Raw genomic sequence first — 16,891 nt, forward strand, 5'->3', positions numbered from 1 at the left:
CGTTTGGAATGCGAGTTCGGAATCTTAGTTCGAAATACCAGTTCGAAACAGCCTATTCGAATTCGCGTGCGATGTGTAGGCCCGGGCCGGGCCGCACCGGCACTCCGTCATTCCTCCGGCGGGTACACCGGCTCGCCCCGGGAGCCGCCCTCCACGAGACGGATGGCGATGGCCTCGACCGGACAGCCCTCGGCCGCCGCCAGCACCGCCTCCGACGCGTCCGTCTCCGGGGCGACCGGGTGCGCCTGCCGTGTCGCGTCGAGCCGGAACCCGCCGGGCGCGGTGCTCGCGCACAGCCCCGAGCCGATGCACACGCCGCGGTCCACCTCGACGTACCAGCGGTCCCCCATCAGCCCTGCCCCCCGTCCCCACCCCGCTCGCCGTCCCAGCCCTGCGGCAGGTGGATCATCTTGTGCTCCAGGTACGACGAGAAGCCCTCGGGCCCGAACTCCCGCCCCAGGCCCGAGTTCTTGTAGCCGCCGAACGGCCCGAGCATGTCGAGGCTGAAGGTGTTCACGGAGTAGGTGCCGGTGCGGATGCGGCGCGCGATCTCGATGCCGTGCGCCACGTCCGAGGTCCACACGCTGCCGGACAGGCCGTAGTCGGAGTCGTCGGCGATGCGCACCGCCTCCTCCTCGTCCCCGTACGGCAGCAGGCAGATGACCGGCCCGAAGATCTCCTCGCGGGCGATGCGCATGGCGTTGTCGACGTCACCGAACAGGGTCGGCTCGACGTACCAGCCCTTCTCCAGGGCCGCCGGACGCCCGCCGCCCGTCAGCACCTTGGCGCCCTCCCGCTGCCCGATGGCGATGTAGTCCAGCGACCGCCGCTGCTGGCGCCGCGCCACCAGCGGGCCGACCTGGGTCGCGGGGTCCAGCGGGTCGCCGACGACCAGGGCCGAGGCGGCGGCCGTGAGGCGCTCGGCGATCTCGTCGTAGTGGGCGCGCGGGGCCAGGATGCGGGTCTGGGCCACGCACGCCTGCCCGTTGTTCATCCACGCGTTCGGCACGATCCCGGCGACCGCCGCCTCCAGGTCGGCGTCCGGCAGGATCACCGCGGCCGACTTCCCGCCCAGTTCCAGGGTCACCCGGGTCAGGTTGCGCGAGGCGACCTCCATGACCCGCTTGCCGCCCGCCACCGAGCCGGTGAAGGACACCTTGTCCACGCCCGGGTGGCCGACCAGGTACTCGCTGACCTCGCGGTCCGCCGGGAGGATCGACAGCACCCCTTCCGGCAGCCCGGCCTCGGCCACGATCTCGGCCAGGACGTAGGAGTCCAGCGGGGTCTCCGGCGAGGGCTTGAGGATCACCGAGCAGCCGGCCAGCAGCGCGGGCGCCAGCTTCGCCGCCGCCGTGAACTGCGGGACGTTCCACGGCACCACGGCCGCCACCACCCCGACCGGCTCGCGCCGCACCAGCAGCGGCCCCAGGACGCCGGCCCGCCGCTCCTCGAAGACGAAGCCGCGCGCCACCGTGATCGCGGCGTCCCACACCATCAGCGCGCCGAGCGCCTGGCCCAGGACGCTCCAGGAGTACGGGGAGCCGTTCTGCGCGCTGATGAGCCTGGCGATCTCCTCGTGGCGGGCGGCGACGGCGTCCTTGACGCGGGTGACGACCGCGATCCGCTCCTCCAGCGACGCCCGGGCCCAGGGCCCCTCCTCGAAGGCGGTGCGCGCCGCCGCGACCGCCCGGTCCACGTCCGCGCGCGAGGCGTGCGGCACCCGCCCGATGACCGCCTCGGTGTGCGGCGAGACGACCTCGATCACCTCCGCGCCGGCCGGGTCGGCCGGCACGCCGCCGATGAAGAGCTGCCCGTGCTCGATGAGGTCGCTCATCGCCGTTGCCTCCCGCCGGGGTCCACCAACGTGGCGCCGCATTTCTGACGCCCCATCAGAACTGATACCAGTTCTAGTTATCGTGGGCAATGCTTGCGATGCTGGCGTTGCTCGCACACGACCCGGAGAAGGGACGGCCATGACGGGGGTAACGGATCACGGCGGCGGGGTGTGGAGCATTCCGGTCCCCATCCCGGACAACCCGCTCGGCCACACCCTCGTCCACCTCCTCGACACCGACCGCGGTCCGGTCCTCGTCGACACCGGCTGGGACGACCCCACCGCCTGGGACACCCTCGCCACCGGCCTGGCCGCCTGCGGCACCTCGGTGGCCGAGGTCCACGGCGTGCTCGTCACCCACCACCACCCCGACCACCACGGCCTGTCCGCCCGGGTCCGCGAGGCCTCCGGCGCGTGGATCGCCATGCACGCCGCAGACGCCGAGGTCGTACGCCGCAGCCGCGAGGCCGAGCCCACCCGCTGGCTCGACTACCTCGCCGGGAAGCTCGCCGCCGCCGGAGCCCCCGAGGAGCACCTGGCCCCCCTGCGCGCGGCCCGCGCCGCGGGCCGCGCGGACGCCCTCCCCGGCACCCGCGCCGCCCAGCCCGACCGCCATATCGCGCCCGGCGAACTGCTCGACCTGGCCGGGCGCCGGCTGCGCGCCATCTGGACCCCCGGCCACACCCCCGGCCATGTCTGTCTGCACCTCGAAGAGGCCCACCCGGCGGCCGGCGAGGGCCTGCCCGGCCACGGCCGGCTCTTCTCCGGCGACCACCTGCTGCCCGGAATCAGCCCGCACATCGGCCTGTACGAGGACCCCGACGACGCGACCGTCACCGACCCCCTCGGCGACTACCTGGACTCCCTGGAGCGGGTGGCCGCCCTCGACCCGGCCGAGGTGCTCCCCGCCCACCAGCACGCCTTCACCGACGCCCCCCGCCGCGTACGGGAGCTGCTGCGCCACCACGAGGAGCGCCTGGCCGGGCTGCGCGGCCTGCTGCTGGCCGCGCCCCTGACGCCCTGGCAGCTCGCCGAGGCCATGGAGTGGAACCGCCCCTGGGCCGACATCCCCTACGGGTCGCGCAACATCGCGGTCTCGGAGGCCGAGGCGCATCTGCGGCGCCTGGTGAAGCTGGGCCGGGCGGAGCCGGTGCCGGGCACGGATCCGGTGGCGTACCAGGCGAGATGAATCCCCGCAGAAGGGTGGAGGCACCGCTGATCCACGGCTAGCCTTACCCCGCTCGGCCGGGCCGTACAGCGTCTCCGCCCCGCGGGACCGAGCCGTGCCCTCCCCCACTGCCCTGCACTGTCATGCCTAGTTCGTTCGAGCGCCACCCAGGAGCACGTGTGCCGATCTCCACCCCCGACTCCGGTCCGACCCCGCCCCCCGGCTGCCCCGCGCACTCCGCCGGGGGCCCGGCCCCGGCCGGCCCCGAGTCCCTGTACGGCCCCGAGTTCGCCGCGAACCCGTCCGCCGTCTACGCCCGGCTGCGCGCGTACGGGCCCGTCGCACCCGTGGAGATCTCCCCCGGCGTCCACGCCTCGCTGGTCACCAGCTACGCCACCGCCCTGGAGATCATGCGCAACACCGAGACCTTCCCGAGGGACCCGCGCCGCTGGGAAGCGCTCAACGACGGCACGGTCCCCATGGACAGCCCGGTCGTCCCGATGATGATGTACCGGCCCAACCCCATGTACACCGACGGCGAGGAGCACGAGCGGTACCGCGGCGCGGTCTCCGACACCCTCAACCGGCTGAACCCGCACGCCCTGCGCACCTACGTCGAGGAGAGCGCCGACCTGCTCATCGACCTCTTCGGCCCCGAGGGCGAGGCCGAACTGCTCAGCGAGTACTGCGCCCGGCTGCCGCTGCTCGTCTTCAACCAGCTCTTCGGCTGCCCGCCCGAGCTGAGCGAGACACTGGTCAAGGGCATGGCCTCGCTCCTGGACGCCAGCGAGGACGCGGTGGACGCCAACGCCGTCCTCGTCGACACCCTCCTCGCGCTGATCGCCCTGAAGCGGCGCGAACCCGGGGCGGACATCACCTCCTGGCTGCTGGCCCACCCCGCCCGGCTCAGCGACGAGGAGATGATCAGTCAGCTCATCCTCCTCACGGGCGGCGGTGTCGAGCCCGTGAAGAACCTGATCTGCAACGCGCTGCGGCTGCTGCTGTCCGACGACCGCTTCGCGGGCGATCTGTCGGGCGGCACCATGCCGGTGGACGAGGCGCTCGACGAGGCGCTGTGGACCGACCCGCCGCTCGCCAACTACGCCACTCACTTCCCGGTCCGCGACATCACCATCGGCGGACACCGGGTGGCCAAGGGCACCCCTGTCCTCATCAGCATGGCCGCCGCCAACAACGACCCGCAGCTGGTCTCCGACCGCCGCGGCAACCGCGCCCACCTCGCGTTCGGCGCGGGCCCGCACGCCTGTCCCGCGAAGGACCCCGCGCGGATCATCGCCTCCACCGCCGTCGAGAAGCTCCTGGACCGCGTCCCGGACATCGAGCTGACCGTCGACCCCCGCCAACTCCAGTGGCGCCCCGGCCCGTTCCACCGGGCCCTGGCCGCTCTGCCTGTGCGTTTCCCCCCGGTAGCCGCCAAGTACGATGCGACCGGCGTCACAGCGACCGACCAGAATCCCGGAGGCAGCGCATGGAACTCCAGTCGAGACCCCTCGACCTCCGCCCTCTCGTCCTCGACCCCGAAGGACGCGACGTCCACGGAGAAGGAGCGCGGCTCCGCGAACGCGGTCCAGCGACCCTGGTGGAACTCCCTGATCGCGTGGTGGCGTGGGCGATAACCGAGCCCACCCTCCTCAAACGGCTGCTCACCGACCCACGCGTCTCCAAGGACCCCCGGCTCCACTGGCCCCAGTACATCAACGGTGAGATCCCCCCGACCTGGCCCCTGATCGGCTGGGTCGCGGTGGAGAACATGTTCACCGCGTACGGCGCCGACCACACCCGGCTGCGCAGGCTCGTCGCCAAGGCCTTCACCACCCGCCGAACGGCCGCGCTGCGCCCCCGTATCGAGCAGCTGGTGTCCGGGCTGCTGGACGACCTCGCGGCCAGCGGCCCCGACACGGCGGTCGACCTGAAGGCGGCGTACTGCCACACCCTCCCCATCGCCGTCATCTGTGAGCTGCTCGGCATCCCCGAGGGCGAGATGCGCGAGCGCGAGCTGGGGTACGTCGACACCATATTCCGCACGACCGCGACCCCCGAGGAGGCCGGCGCCGCCTTCCAGGGGCATGAGGCGCTGCTGCGGGAACTGGTCGCGTTCAAACGGAACGCCCCCGGCGACGACATCACCACCGAACTGATCTCCGTCCGCGACGAGGACGGTTCCCGCCTCAACGAGCAGGAACTCGCCGACACCGTCGGCCTGCTCATCGCCGCGGGGTTCGAGACCACGGTCCAGCTCCTCGACCAGGCCGTCACCGCCATGCTGACCCACCCCGACCAGTTCGCCCTGGTCCGCTCGGGCCAGGCCTCCTGGGACGACGTCATCGAGGAGACGCTGCGCGCCCAGCCCCCGGTGGCCAATGTGCCGCTGCGCTACGCCGTGGAGGACATCGAACTCGAGGACGTCACCATCAAGAAGGGCGACGCGATCCTCCTCTCCATCACCGCCGTCAACCGCCACCCCGACCTCCACGGCGACCGGGCCGACCAGTTCGACATCACCCGCGCCGTCAAGGAGCACCTGGCCTTCGGCCACGGCGTCCACTACTGCCTGGGCGCCCCCCTGGGCCGACTCGAGGCCCAGATCGCCCTCCCCGCCCTCTTCGACCGCTTCCCGGACCTCCGGCTCGCGGTCCCCCAGGAGGAGCTCCGCCCCCTGCCCACCCTCATCTCCAACGGCCACCAGACGCTCCCGGTACTCCTCGGCGCCGACGCGGCCGCGACCCCCAACGCCGACCCGGCCGCCTGACGACCGCCCCGGGGAGCGCCCACACGCTCCCCGGGCCCGGCCCCGCGATCGACGGCCACGTCTGCGCGTGCGTGAGGGCGCGCGCGTGACCTTCCGTATACGGGAACCCGATGGAGGCGTAAGCCTCGGCGTCCGTGCGGGGGATAACCCCCGGCACCGCCCTGAGGACAGCGCACGGGCGGGTCGGGGGGAAGCCGGATGGGCCGATCCCGGCTCCGTTGGTGGAATGGTCGTCGACCAGCGGCTCCGGGGGCGCGACAGCCGCGGGCCACGGCCTGAGCGGCCCGGAACGCGCAGGCGACCCGAACAGAACGGGGACCCTCATGCATGCGTCAGGAAGGCGTCGGCGGGGCCTGCTCGCCCTGTCCAGCCTGGCCGCGGTCCTTCTCGCCGCGTCGACCGGGCTGACGGCGGCGGCGAAGCCGCGGCAGGCCGATCCGCTGCGACAGCAGGTGGACGCGATCCACGACACCGGAGCCGTCGGGGTGTTCGCCGAGGTGACGTCAGGGCACACACGGCACACCGCGCGCGCCGGGACGGCCGAGAGGGGCACCGGGAGGCCGATGCCGCAGAACGGCAGGTTCCGGATCGGCAGCGCCACCAAGACCTTCACCGCCACGGTCGTGCTGCAACTCGTCGGCGAGGGACGAATGTCCCTGGAGGACACAGTCGAGCAGTGGCTGCCGGGAGTCGTCCGGGGCCACGGGCACGACGGCAGCCGGATCACCGTACGGCAGCTGCTGCGGCACACCAGCGGCATTCCGGACGTCGCGCCGAAGATACCCGCGTTGAACAGCGCGGACGGCTATCGAGCCGAGCGGTTCCGCACCTACACCCCCGAGGAGTTGGTGGCGATGGCCATGCGGCCCGCTCCCAAGCTCTCCTCGGACGCCGAATGGTCGTACTCCAACACCAACTACATTCTCGCCGCGATGATCATCCAGGAGGTCACCGGCCGGAGTTGGGCCCAGGAGGTGAACGACCGGATCATCCGCCCGCTGGGCCTGAAGGACACCAGTACGCCCGGCGCCTCCCCGTCCATCCCGGGCCCGCACGCCCACGGCTACGCCTCGTTCGACACCGGCACCAGCATCGACGTCACGGCGCTCAACCCGAGTATGGCCGTCGGCGCCGGCTCGATCATCAGCACCACGCACGACCTGAGCCGGTTCTACACCGCGCTGCTCGGCGGCCGCCTGCTGGCTCCGGCCGGGCTCGACGAGATGACGACCACGACGCCCGCGCCCGAGCTGGGCGTGAGGTACGGGCTCGGTCTTGGCGAGATCCCCTTGCCCTGTGGCGGCAGCTACTTCGGTCACTCGGGGGAACTGCTCGGCTATCGCACCTGGGTCGGCGTCACCCGGGACGGGAGCCGGTCCGCCGTGGTGTACGTCACCAGTGACGGCGGCCGGGACACGCAGGGGGCCATGGGCGCCCTCGTGGGTCAGGAGCTGTGCCGGGCCGGCTCCCAGGACGCGACAGCCGTTCGCGCGGGGTGACCCGCAGGGCCCCCGCCGCGGGAAACGGGCCCTCAGTCCTCGCCGACCACCGCCAGATCGTCGCCCAGGGCCGCGGCGATCTCGGCGGCCCGCGCGTGGTCGTCCAGCCGGCGGGTGAGGTAGGCACAGGCGTGGTGGTGTCGCAGTGACCACCAGGCGGCCGAGCCGCCGATCCCGCCCTTCGCGATCTTTCCCTTGTCCCGTACGAGGCCGAGTGTCCAGGTGATCCGGGTACCGAAGACCTCGTCGTGATCGGTGACTTGGGAGGTGAGCAGCTCGGTGTGGAGCCGGGGGCCGAGCAGTGCGCGCACGGGGCCCTCCTCGCTGGTGAGGTGGGCGAAGAAGGCCGCCATGGCGGTGGCGGTGGTGTGCAGGTTGATCGCTCCGAAGACCGACTGCCGCAGCGCGCGGGAGTTCGTCCGCTCGATGTCCAGGGCTCCGTCGGGGATCCGCAGCCACGGTGCCGCGTGGAGCCGGTGCGGCCAGTCCGGGTGCGCGTACTCCAGGTCGGCCACCCGGTGCAGTGAGTCGTCCGGCACGCCGAACCACGCGTCGAGACCGAGCGCGGGCCGTACGACGCCGTGGAACACCTCGCCCAGGGTGCTCCCGGCGCTCGCGCGCAGGATGCCGTCCACGAGGTGTCCGTAGGTCAGCGCGTGTTCTCCGAGCGAGGTGCCCGGAGCGTACTCCGGGGCCGCGTGCGCCAGACTGTCCCGCAGTCCGCGCGCGTCGAGCAGGTCGAGGCCCGCCGCCGTGTCCGGGAAGCGCGGCTGGCCCGCCCGGTGGGTGAGCACCTGCCGGAGCGTGACCGTCTCCTTGCCCCGGGCCCCGTACTCGGGCCAGTGCTCCGAGATCGGCTCGTCCAGGTCCAGCGCGCCGTCGCGCACCGCCACCAGGGCGGCGAGGGTGACGAACGTCTTGGACAGCGAGTACGGCATCACCAAGGTGTCATCGCGCCAGGGGCGGCTTCGCCGGGCGTCCGCCCAGCCGCCGCTCAGCCGGACGACCTCGCGGCCTTCCCGCCACACCGACAGGCCCGCCCCGGTTTCCCGGCCGTCGTCCAGCAGACGCTGGAACACCTGGCGCACCCCGTCGTATCCGTCCGCGGTGAATCCCTCGACCCTCATCGTGCCCGCTCCCCTCCGCACAGGTGAGGCAGGCAGTCCTCCTGGACGGCGCGCCACGGCCCCCGCCCCCGGGACGACGCTGCCCGGACTCCGAACCATACCCCCAGGGGGTATCGCCGGCAATGGGCTCATCCGCGCGCGCGGAGGTACGCCTCCAGTTCGGCGGCCCCGGTCAGCATCGCCCGCCCGCGGGCGGACAGCCGGCGGTGCCAGTCGCCCAGCGCGGCCTCCAGCGGCTCCAGCCCGCCGGCCGCCCGTACTTGGGCGATCAGGGGGGCGATCTGCTCCAGCAGGTAGCCGCCCCGCCTGAGCTGGTGGGTCAGCCGGGCGTCCCGTACGTCGACCTCGTCGTAGACGCGGTATCCGGTGTGCGGGTCGCGGCGCGGGCGCACCAGGCCGGCGCGCTCCCATTTACGCAGGGTCGCGGGGCGGATGCCGAGTCTTCCGGCCAGCGGCCCGATGAACGTGCCGCCGGGCGCGGGTCTCGCCGCCCACCCGCCGGCCGCCGCGTCACGCTCGGGCGCCGTGGTGGTGGCCAGGTCGCGGAGGGCGGTCTCCACGGCCTGGAGGGTCCGGCGGTCTTCGAGGAGCTGGGCGTGGCTCTCGTCGAGGAGGCGGAACGCCTCCTCGTCCACGCCCTCGTTCACCGCCCGCATGATCGACGCGGCCGTCCGGTGGCCATGGCCGGGCACCAGGGCGAGGAACGCGCGCAGAGCGGCGGCGTGCAGCGACGTATAGGTGCGGTAGCCGTGGAGGGTGCGCGCGGCGGCCGGAAGGATGCCGGCCTCCTCGTAGTTCCTGACCGCCTGCGTGGACAGGCCGTGTCCGCGCGCGAGGTCAACCGGCCTGAGCCGTTCGCCCGTTTGAAGGTTCTGCCCCATCAATCCGCCCTGAGCCTGCTGACATCGCGGAAAAGTTTCCACCGAAGGTTCAACGATACGTTGAATCCATGGTCACCGACATCAAAGACACCACCCATGCCGTCGATGCCGCCGCCGTCATGCGGCTGCTCCCGGCCCGGCCCCGGCTGCTCGCCCTGGGCGAGCCCACCCACGGCGAGGACACCCTTCTCGAGGTGCGCAACGAGCTGTTCCGGCAGCTGGTCGAGCAGGAGGGCTACCGGACGATCGCGATCGAGAGCGACTGCCTGCTGGGCCTGATCGTGGACGACTACGTCACCTCGGGCACCGGCACCCTGGACGAGGTCATGGAGCGCGGCTTCAGCCACACGTGGTTCAACGCGTCCGCGCCCAACCGCGAGCTGGTGCGCTGGATGCGCGCGTACAACGACGGCCGGCCCGCGTCCGAGCGGCTCCGCTTCGCGGGTTTCGACGGCCAACTGGAGATCACCCACGCCGCGAGCCCCCGGCAGGCCCTCACCGCGCTCCACGGCTACCTCGCGGCCCAGGTGGACGCGGACCTGCTGCCCTGCGCCCCCGAGACGCTCGACCGCCTGCTCGGCGACGACGACCGGTGGACCGATCCCGACGCGATGACGGACCCGGCGAAGTCCATGGGGCGGTCGGCCGAGGCCAGGGAGTTGCGGCTGCTCGCCGACGAACTGGTGGCACTGCTCGACGAGCAGACACCCCACCTGATCGCGGAGACCTCCCGGGAGGGCTGGGACCGGGCGCGCCTGTACGGGCGCACCGCGACCGGCCTGCTGCGCTACCACTTCTGGATGGCCGACACCTCACCGGCGCGCATGACCCGGCTGGCGGGCCTGCGGGCCCGGATGATGGCCGACAACCTGCTCGCCGTCGCCGAGCGGGGCCCGGCCCTCGTCCACGCCCACAACTCCCACTTCCAGCGGGAGAAGAGCACGATGCCATGGAACGGGAAGCCGCTGGAGTGGTGGAGCACCGGCGCGCTGGTCAGCGCCCGGCACGGCGAGGAGTACGCCTTCGTGGCCACCGCCCTCGGCACGATCCGGCATCAGGGCGTGGACACGCCGCCGCCGGACACCCTCGAAGGGCTGCTGTACGAGCTGCCCGAGGACCGCTGCGTCGTGGACGCCCGCCGGCTGGCCGCCGCCCTCGGCGACACCCGGCCCGCGCCCCGCGTGTCCCCCTGGTTCGGCTACGCCCCGCTCGACCCGGCCCACCTGGCGGACAGCGACGGCCTGGTGTTCGTCAAGGACGTCACGCGGGACTAGCCTCGCGTGAGGTGGCACGGCGGCGCTCCCAGGCCTCCCGCGTCAGGTCGTACTCGACCTCGCCGTGCTCCGATCCGTCGATGACCTCCGGCCAGTCGCCGACGTAGGTGCGGACGAAGGTCAGGCCGGACTTCTCCATCACCCGCCGCGACGCGGCGTTGACGGTCATCGTGTTCGCGGTCACCCGCTGGACACCCAGCTCGGTGAACCCCTTGTGGATCAGCGCCCGCGCGCCCTCGGTGGCGTAGCCGCGCCCCCAGGTGGCGGCCCGCAGCCGGTACCCGAGCTCCACCACGGCCGGGCTGTCGTCCTCCAGCGGCCGGAACTCGAACCAACCGAGAAACGCCCCAGCATCCTCCGCCCCCGCGCCCTCCGCCCCCGTGCCTTTCGCCTCGGCCGCCCAGTAGCCGAAGGTTCCCAGGCCAGGGTGGCGGTGGAGGAGTCGCGGCAGGTGCCGGGTCCGGATCGTGTCGCGGGGCGTGGGCCGGCCGCCGTTGATGTACCGCATCACCTCGGGGTCGCCGTCGAGCTCCACGAGCCGGTCCACGTCGTCGGGGGTGAACGGGCGCAGCACCATCCGCTCGGTCTCCAGGAAGATGTCCATGGCGCGATCCTCACGGCCCTCCCATGGCTCCGCCACCGATTAAAGTCCGGTGCGGGTTCCGGCGGTGCTCAGGGGTGCATACGAGCGCCCTTGAGCACCTTGTCGACCGCGTTGCGCGGCCCGTACACGGCCAGCCCCACCAGGTCGAGCCCGCCCTTGGGCACGGCCCGTACCGCCGCGCGGTTGTCCCGGTCGTTGCCGGTGGAGAAGAGGTCGGAGGTGAACACCGCGCGGGGAAGCGCGCGGGACAGGGCGCGGTCGTGGGCCGCGGTCAGGGTCTCCTTCGTCCCCTCGAAGACCAGGACGGGCTGGCGGAACATCGGCAGGTACGGGGTGTCGTCGGCGTCGGCGTACGGCTCGCCGATCACCTCGGGCAGCTCCGAGCCCAGGCCGCTGACCAGGAACGCGGTCACGTTCAGCCGCTGCCAGGTCTGCAGGTCCTCCCGCAGCAGCACGGCGATCTTCGTGTCGAAACGTACGGGGGTGGTCTCAGTCGTCATGCCCCGAGCCTGCCGACCGGCCCGCCGCACCGTCTTGTACGTTTCTTGCATGGTGTCCCGGCATGAGGTGTTCGCTTGGCGCCCGCGGGTCCCGGGCGTCGTGGAGGTCTTCCACGCCCACTTCACCGAGCACGCGTACCCGATGCACGTCCACGACGTGTGGACGCTGCTGATCGTCGACAACGGCGCGGTCCGCTACGACCTGAACCGCCGCGAGTGCGGCACCCCCGGCGACACCGTGTCCCTGCTCCCCCCGCAGGTGCCGCACAACGGCTCACCGGCCACCCCGCAGGGGTTCCGCAAGCGGGTGCTCTACCTGGACCTGCCCCAGCTCGACGAGGGACTGATCGGCCCGGCGGTGGACCACCCCGACATGGCCGACCCGCTCCTGCGCCGACGCGTCGGCCGGCTGCACTCCGTCTTGGCGCACCCCGGCGACGAGCTGGAGGCCGAGTCCCGGCTCGCCCTGATCGGCGAACGCCTGCGCGGCCATCTGCTGCCCCGGCTCGCCCCCCGCCCGCCGAAGCCCGACCGCGGCGTGGCCCACAGCCTGCGGGAACTGCTCGACGAGCGGCTGCTCCACGGCGTGACCCTGGACGACGCCGCCAAGCTGGTGCATGCCCACCCCACCCATCTGGTGCGGGCCTTCTCCACGGCCTTCGGCATCGCCCCGCACCAGTACCTGATGGCCCGGCGGGTGGACCGCGCCCGCCGGCTGCTCCTCGACGGCCGCCCGCCCGCGGAGGTGGCCACCGCGGTCGGCTTCTACGACCAGTCGCATCTGACCCGGCACTTCAAACGGTTCATCGGCATCACCCCGGGACGCTACGCCCGCACCGCGGCGGGGGCCTGAGCCGGGCGGGTCAGATGCCGCGTTCGATCATGTCGATGACCTGCCGGCCGGCGTCCTGGGCCTGGGTGGGGTGCAGGCCGCGCAGGGGGCCGTCGATGAGCAGGACGGCGAGGCCGTGGACGGCGGACCAGGCGAGGAACTCGGCTCCGGGGCGGCGGTCCTCGGGGAGGAGGCCGGTCTCCACCAGGTCGTCGAGGGCGGCGCCGAGGAGTTCGAAGGGGGTCCTGCCACCGGCTCCGGCGGCGGTCTCGGCGGCGGCGTGGGCCATGTCGCCGGGGACGTGGAAGGCGGTGCGGAACAGGCCCGGCTGCTCCTGGGCGAAGCGCAGGTAGCCGGTGCCGACCGCGCGGAAGCGGGCGCGGGCGGCGGCGACCGGGTCGGCGGCGGGCGGCAGGGCGGCCTGCTCGGCCTCCATGGTGCGGGCCGCCTCGGCCATGGCGGCCTGGGACACGGCGTGCAGCAGGGCGGCCCGGTCGGCGAAGTGCCGGTACGCCGCGTTGGGCACCACGCCCGCGTGACGGGTCGCGGCCCGCAGGACGACGGCCCCGGGGCCGCCCTCGCGGGCGAGTTCGAGTCCGGCCTTGATGAGCGCGTTCCGCAGGTCGCCATGGCGGTAGGTGTCCCGCTTCGGCTTGCCGCCCTCGGCCACGGTCAACCTCACCCATCTCCAATGTGGACAGCATCCACTTAGCTCGTCTAGGCTCCTGCCCGGCGGGGGGACGGATCGCCGCACCCCCGAATGTGGACATCGTACACAAGGGTGGATCGGCAGGACGGCAACCGGCCCGCCGGAACCCGACGACACGGAGGACGACGCACGACATGACCGCACCCGTAAAAGGCCCCGCCAGCTACTTCCCCTCGATCGAGAAGAAGTACGGCCGCCCGATAGCCGAGTGGAAGGACCTCATCCGCTCCTCGCCGCTGACCAAGCACATGGAGCTCGTCACCTGGCTCAAGAACGAACACGGCCTCGGGCACGGGCATGCCAACGCCCTCGTCGCCCACACCCTCGCGGAGAGTAAGGCCTCCTGACAGGCGGTCAGCCCTCGAAGCCCTGGTCGCTCAGGATCTTGTCGATACGGGCGCGGTGCGCCTCCTCCCACGCGTCGAGGGTCTCCCCGGCCTCCTTGGCCGGCTTCGCCTCGGCCGCGCGGAGCACCTCCTCACGGCGGGCGCGCGGAGTGACCACGACGCCCTCCTCGTCGGCCACCACGATGTCACCGGCGTTCACCTCGACGCCGCCGCACCGCACCGCGACATTGAACGGCCCGGCCGCCGTCTTGGTCCCCGGGATCGGAATGACTCCCCTGGCGAAGACGGGGAAGCCCATCTCGCGCACCTCGCCGAGGTCACGTATCACCCCGTCGAGCACGAACGCCGCGATGCCACGGCGCTGGGCGACGGCGCAGACGTTCCCCCCGGCGAGCGCGTAGTCCACATCCCCCGACTCGACCACGACGACCGAGCCCGGCTCAGCGCGGTGGATGGCCGCGTGGAGCATCAGGTTGTCGCCGGGAGGGCACCGCACCGTGAACGCGGGACCGGCGACGCGCGGGGTCGGGGACCAGAGCGGGCGGATGCCGATGTCCATGACCTGCGCGCGGCCGAGGACATCGGCGAGCGTGGTCGGGGGGATGTGCGCGAAGCCGGTGGCGTCGGTCAGGTCGGTCATGGGGCTGCCTTCCCCCGTGGACGGGAGGGGCCCGCCGGGCCCCCTCCGCCATGATCGCCCCCCGATGCGCTCTGCCGGACGCCCGTCAGCGGAAGTCGCCGGTCTGGAAGTTGGTGCGGAAGGCGAAATCCTCCCCCACCCCCTTCGGGAGTGCCCCCAGCTCCTCCGGGTCTCCCGGCGACGTCAGGCCGGCCCGGTGCAGCTTCACCTGGGCTCCCGCCCGGTTCTCACGGGAGGCGATGTAGAGGGATTCACGGTCCGCCGACACGGCCATCGCGAGAATCGTGTTCTCCGTCGCGGGGGCGATCTCTGCCTTCACGCCGACTTCCACCGTGTGCATGGCGTCGACCTCCCTCGCCTTCGACGGGTCGACGCGCACGGTGAAGAAGTCGTTGGACGGCCCCTTGCACAGAAGCTCCTCAGAGGTGAGCCAGGCCAAGGGGGTGCAGCCGCGCAGATCGTCGTCGTCGCGCACGACCACCTGGTTGCTGAACGGCCCGTGGAGCGGGGCGTCGCCGAATGTGTCGATCTCGTTCGACAGGGGGTCGAGGTCGAACCCGTCCACCGAGGAGAAGCCGACGGCGACAGTGGCGGGGGAGGCGGCGTACTTGCCGCTCGGGTTGATGGTGCGGGGGCAGGTGACGGCCACCGAGTTCACCGGGCGGTAGTACTCGTCGTCCCCCTTCGACCGGCCACAGGCCAGGCTGATCCGGTGGGGGGACAGGCGCCCGTCCTCGTCGGCCGAGAAGAACTGGTCGGAGCCCCGCAGGAACCACAGCGACCCGTCCGGGGCGAAGCCGGGGTGCCGGTCGGAGTGCTTCTCCGGGCTGTACCCCTTCTTCTCCGAAGCCTTGGTGATGTCCGTGAACTTCCCCGTGCCGAGGTCCAGCCACCCCACGTGCCACGGGGAGTCGCTGTCGTCCGTCTCCACCTCGACCGCGACGCGGCGGCCGTCCGGCGAGACCGGGCTGACCCCGGTCTCCCCCAGGCTCTCACCGGTCTCCCCCTCGTCCCCGCACAGGCTGGTCACGGTGGCCTCGTGGCCGCCCGTCTCCCGTGCTATCTCGGCCAGCCGAGGCAGCAGAGACTTCTCGGAGAACGCGGCGATCCGCCTGCTGAACGTGGCGTCGTACGCCGCCGCCTGCCACCCCTCGTCCTCGCCTCCGTCCCAGCAGATCACCGGCCCGGTGGCCGAGGCCACCCGGGAGAGGTTCTTCCGCACCGTGGCCGGCGTGTCCCCCGCCGAACCCGCCGCGCCCGCACCGGACTCCCGGCCACCGCCGCCCGAGACGCCGCCGCGCCCGGAGTCCTTGCCCGAGTCGCCGGACGCGCCGCACGCGGTCAGCCCTCCCACCGCCAGCACGGTCGCGGCGGCCGCCGCGATCCACCCGCGCGTACCGGACCCATACGTCTTGCCCACTCAGCTCTCCGCCTTCCCCCACGGCACGGCCGCGACAGCACCGATCCCTTGCCGGGGCAGCACAAGCGTGACTGCCCTTAGAAGCGAGAATAGTATTAACCATGCAACGCCTCTTCACGGCAAGTCGGCTGCCCCGTGGCCCCGCCCGCCGATGAAGGATCATTGAGGCGCACCCGACCAGCAGGAGGAGGCGACGGTGTCCGGCACCGACGGAGGCAAAGACGGCGGCAACGACGGCGGCGGGGGCGCGCGCGTGGCGGGGCTGACGCGGCGGGAGCGGCTGCGGGCGGAGCTGGAGCGGGATGCCAAGGCCGCCGCGCGCCGGATCACGGCCGCGGAGGGAGTCGAGGGCCTCACCGTCGCCGCCGTGGCGCGCAGCGTCGGGGTGACCTCACCCGCCCTCTACCGCTACTTCGACGGCAGGAACGGGCTGATCCTCGCCGTCTACGACGACGTCATGGCGGAGTTCATGCGGGTGGTCGGCGGGGCGGTGGAGCGCCAGGACCCCGACGACATCAGCGCCCGGCTGCACGCCGCCACCCGCTCCGTGCTGGACTGGTCGATGGCCAACCCGGCGGAGTTCAACCTGCTCATGGGGGCCGGTTATCCCCAGGCGGCCGCCGCGTCGGCGGAGGACATCCCGCAGGCCATCTCGCGCGAGCTGGGCGGGACGTTCGGGCAGCTCTTCACGCGGCTGTGGCGCGAGAAGGGTCTGGCGCACCCGTCCGACGAGGAGATCGATCCGGCCCTGGTGCCGCAGTTGCGGACCTACCGCGAGGTCGTCGGGCTGGATGTGCCCATCGGCGTGGTGTTCCTGATGCTCACCTGCTGGCGACAGATCTACGGCATGCTCTGCCTGGCCGTCTACCGCCACATGTCCTTCGCGCTCAACGACCCGGTGCCGCTGTTCGAGGACATGATGGACCGTCTCCTCGGCCTCCTCGGCCTCAGTCGCAGCCCCCGCCTGGTGCTCTGAGCAGCAGCGCGCCGGCCCCCGCGCGCACGGCGGCACGGTCGGCGAGCGGATCCGGCGGGCCGAGGCCCACACGGAGCGTACGGGCCCGTCCCGGAGGGGCCGGCCCAGCGGTCCCGACCGCCGTGGAAGGGCCCGGGTCGGCGCCGGATAAAGTATCCGTGAAAACTTCATCCGCGTCCGATCGGGGGAAGCCGGTGAGAATCCGGCGCTGACCCGCAACCGTGAGTACGGGCTGTGCGTGCCGCAGGGCGTACGAGCCGGAGCACCTGGTCGGGCGCACCGCAGGCTCCCGCCGTCGGCCCGTCCGGCG

17 protein-coding genes and 1 riboswitch are annotated in these 16,891 nt (G+C 72.5%); of the genes, 8 read left to right on the forward strand and 9 right to left on the reverse strand.

The features are described from left to right. Window positions 1–107: 107 nt before the first annotated feature. Together ABFY07_RS08640 and ABFY07_RS08645 are read right to left on the reverse strand one after the other, a co-directional pair. The gene (locus ABFY07_RS08640; protein WP_065958792.1) at window positions 108–350 is read right to left on the reverse strand and encodes a ferredoxin; all 243 of its coding nucleotides are present in this window, start codon (window positions 348–350) and stop codon (window positions 108–110) included. After that, complete coding sequence (locus ABFY07_RS08645; protein WP_346173882.1) at window positions 350–1,834, reverse strand: aldehyde dehydrogenase; 1,485 nt, start codon at window positions 1,832–1,834, stop codon at window positions 350–352. Before ABFY07_RS08645 ends, ABFY07_RS08640 begins: the two co-directional genes overlap by 1 nt. Before the next feature lie 139 nt (window positions 1,835–1,973). On the opposite strand from ABFY07_RS08645, the gene ABFY07_RS08650 reads away from it, so the two are divergent. The 4 genes from ABFY07_RS08650 (at window position 1,974) to ABFY07_RS08665 (ending at window position 7,271) form a co-directional block, all read left to right on the forward strand. Beyond that, window positions 1,974–3,023 (forward strand): MBL fold metallo-hydrolase, encoded by a 1,050-nt coding sequence (locus ABFY07_RS08650; RefSeq protein WP_346173883.1) that lies wholly within the window; start codon window positions 1,974–1,976, stop codon window positions 3,021–3,023. A gap of 158 nt (window positions 3,024–3,181) precedes the next feature. Further along, the gene (locus tag ABFY07_RS08655; RefSeq protein WP_346173884.1) at window positions 3,182–4,639 is read left to right on the forward strand and encodes a cytochrome P450; all 1,458 of its coding nucleotides are present in this window, start codon (window positions 3,182–3,184) and stop codon (window positions 4,637–4,639) included. Then, window positions 4,621–5,772 (forward strand): cytochrome P450 family protein, encoded by a 1,152-nt coding sequence (locus tag ABFY07_RS08660; RefSeq protein ID WP_346174033.1) that lies wholly within the window; start codon window positions 4,621–4,623, stop codon window positions 5,770–5,772. The genes ABFY07_RS08655 and ABFY07_RS08660 overlap by 19 nt, the downstream gene beginning before the upstream one ends. Before the next feature lie 323 nt (window positions 5,773–6,095). Then, window positions 6,096–7,271, forward strand: coding sequence for a serine hydrolase domain-containing protein (locus ABFY07_RS08665; protein ID WP_346173885.1), 1,176 nt, complete (start codon window positions 6,096–6,098; stop codon window positions 7,269–7,271). A 32-nt stretch (window positions 7,272–7,303) separates the two neighbouring features. Here ABFY07_RS08665 and ABFY07_RS08670 read toward each other — a convergent pair whose 3' ends face one another. After that, window positions 7,304–8,398, reverse strand: coding sequence for a serine hydrolase domain-containing protein (locus ABFY07_RS08670; protein ID WP_346173886.1), 1,095 nt, complete (start codon window positions 8,396–8,398; stop codon window positions 7,304–7,306). A 128-nt stretch (window positions 8,399–8,526) separates the two neighbouring features. Next, on the reverse strand, window positions 8,527–9,279 hold the full coding sequence (locus ABFY07_RS08675) for a TioE family transcriptional regulator (protein ID WP_346173887.1): 753 nt from the start codon (window positions 9,277–9,279) through the stop codon (window positions 8,527–8,529). Between the two features lie 68 nt (window positions 9,280–9,347). Between ABFY07_RS08675 and ABFY07_RS08680 the strand changes: the two genes are divergently transcribed. After that, window positions 9,348–10,553 carry an erythromycin esterase family protein gene (locus ABFY07_RS08680; RefSeq protein ID WP_346173888.1) on the forward strand — a complete coding sequence of 402 codons (1,206 nt, stop codon included), beginning with the start codon at window positions 9,348–9,350 and terminating at the stop codon, window positions 10,551–10,553. On the opposite strand, the gene ABFY07_RS08685 is transcribed toward ABFY07_RS08680, so the two are convergent. Together ABFY07_RS08685 and ABFY07_RS08690 are read right to left on the reverse strand one after the other, a co-directional pair. After that, a complete protein-coding gene (locus tag ABFY07_RS08685; protein ID WP_346173889.1) occupies window positions 10,540–11,157 on the reverse strand; it encodes a GNAT family N-acetyltransferase in 618 nt (205 codons plus the stop codon). The two genes, ABFY07_RS08680 and ABFY07_RS08685, sit on opposite strands and share 14 nt — an antisense overlap. 68 nt (window positions 11,158–11,225) lie before the next feature. Beyond that, window positions 11,226–11,657 (reverse strand): DUF2000 family protein, encoded by a 432-nt coding sequence (locus ABFY07_RS08690; RefSeq protein ID WP_346173890.1) that lies wholly within the window; start codon window positions 11,655–11,657, stop codon window positions 11,226–11,228. Between the two features lie 49 nt (window positions 11,658–11,706). On the opposite strand from ABFY07_RS08690, the gene ABFY07_RS08695 reads away from it, so the two are divergent. Further along, a complete protein-coding gene (locus ABFY07_RS08695) occupies window positions 11,707–12,510 on the forward strand; it encodes an AraC family transcriptional regulator (RefSeq protein WP_346173891.1) in 804 nt (267 codons plus the stop codon). A 10-nt stretch (window positions 12,511–12,520) separates the two neighbouring features. Here ABFY07_RS08695 and ABFY07_RS08700 read toward each other — a convergent pair whose 3' ends face one another. Beyond that, the gene (locus ABFY07_RS08700; protein WP_346173892.1) at window positions 12,521–13,171 is read right to left on the reverse strand and encodes a TetR/AcrR family transcriptional regulator; all 651 of its coding nucleotides are present in this window, start codon (window positions 13,169–13,171) and stop codon (window positions 12,521–12,523) included. Window positions 13,172–13,332: 161 nt separating this feature from the next. Here ABFY07_RS08700 and ABFY07_RS08705 point away from each other — a divergent pair, with 161 nt between their 5' ends. Beyond that, window positions 13,333–13,545 carry a DUF4287 domain-containing protein gene (locus ABFY07_RS08705; protein WP_346173893.1) on the forward strand — a complete coding sequence of 71 codons (213 nt, stop codon included), beginning with the start codon at window positions 13,333–13,335 and terminating at the stop codon, window positions 13,543–13,545. A 7-nt stretch (window positions 13,546–13,552) separates the two neighbouring features. Here the strand turns inward: ABFY07_RS08705 and ABFY07_RS08710 are convergent, their stop codons facing one another. Together ABFY07_RS08710 and ABFY07_RS08715 are read right to left on the reverse strand one after the other, a co-directional pair. Beyond that, a complete protein-coding gene (locus ABFY07_RS08710) occupies window positions 13,553–14,176 on the reverse strand; it encodes an RraA family protein (RefSeq protein WP_346174034.1) in 624 nt (207 codons plus the stop codon). Between the two features lie 94 nt (window positions 14,177–14,270). Beyond that, a complete protein-coding gene (locus ABFY07_RS08715) occupies window positions 14,271–15,605 on the reverse strand; it encodes a TolB-like translocation protein (protein ID WP_346173894.1) in 1,335 nt (444 codons plus the stop codon). A gap of 196 nt (window positions 15,606–15,801) precedes the next feature. Here ABFY07_RS08715 and ABFY07_RS08720 point away from each other — a divergent pair, with 196 nt between their 5' ends. Then, window positions 15,802–16,581, forward strand: coding sequence for a TetR/AcrR family transcriptional regulator (locus ABFY07_RS08720; protein ID WP_346173895.1), 780 nt, complete (start codon window positions 15,802–15,804; stop codon window positions 16,579–16,581). Window positions 16,582–16,742: 161 nt separating this feature from the next. After that, window positions 16,743–16,870, forward strand: a riboswitch (cobalamin riboswitch). Window positions 16,871–16,891: the final 21 nt, after the last annotated feature.

Origin of the sequence: Streptomyces sparsogenes subsp. cuspidosporus (assembly GCF_039532705.1) — a bacterium.
GTDB lineage: Bacteria > Actinomycetota > Actinomycetes > Streptomycetales > Streptomycetaceae > Streptomyces > Streptomyces sparsogenes.

Excerpts from the sequence above, each read along its gene's own strand:
- ABFY07_RS08675 (WP_346173887.1), bottom strand. The coding sequence starts at position 9,279 with ATGGGGCAGAACCTTCAAACGGGCGAACGGCTCAGGCCGGTTGACCTC.
- ABFY07_RS08690 (WP_346173890.1), bottom strand. The coding sequence starts at position 11,657 with ATGACGACTGAGACCACCCCCGTACGTTTCGACACGAAGATCGCCGTG.
- ABFY07_RS08695 (WP_346173891.1), top strand. The coding sequence starts at position 11,707 with ATGGTGTCCCGGCATGAGGTGTTCGCTTGGCGCCCGCGGGTCCCGGGC.
- ABFY07_RS08650 (WP_346173883.1), top strand. The coding sequence starts at position 1,974 with ATGACGGGGGTAACGGATCACGGCGGCGGGGTGTGGAGCATTCCGGTC.
- ABFY07_RS08645 (WP_346173882.1), bottom strand. The coding sequence starts at position 1,834 with ATGAGCGACCTCATCGAGCACGGGCAGCTCTTCATCGGCGGCGTGCCG.
- ABFY07_RS08670 (WP_346173886.1), bottom strand. The coding sequence starts at position 8,398 with ATGAGGGTCGAGGGATTCACCGCGGACGGATACGACGGGGTGCGCCAG.
- ABFY07_RS08685 (WP_346173889.1), bottom strand. The coding sequence starts at position 11,157 with ATGGACATCTTCCTGGAGACCGAGCGGATGGTGCTGCGCCCGTTCACC.
- ABFY07_RS08665 (WP_346173885.1), top strand. The coding sequence starts at position 6,096 with ATGCATGCGTCAGGAAGGCGTCGGCGGGGCCTGCTCGCCCTGTCCAGC.
- ABFY07_RS08680 (WP_346173888.1), top strand. The coding sequence starts at position 9,348 with ATGGTCACCGACATCAAAGACACCACCCATGCCGTCGATGCCGCCGCC.
- ABFY07_RS08705 (WP_346173893.1), top strand. The coding sequence starts at position 13,333 with ATGACCGCACCCGTAAAAGGCCCCGCCAGCTACTTCCCCTCGATCGAG.
- ABFY07_RS08640 (WP_065958792.1), bottom strand. The coding sequence starts at position 350 with ATGGGGGACCGCTGGTACGTCGAGGTGGACCGCGGCGTGTGCATCGGC.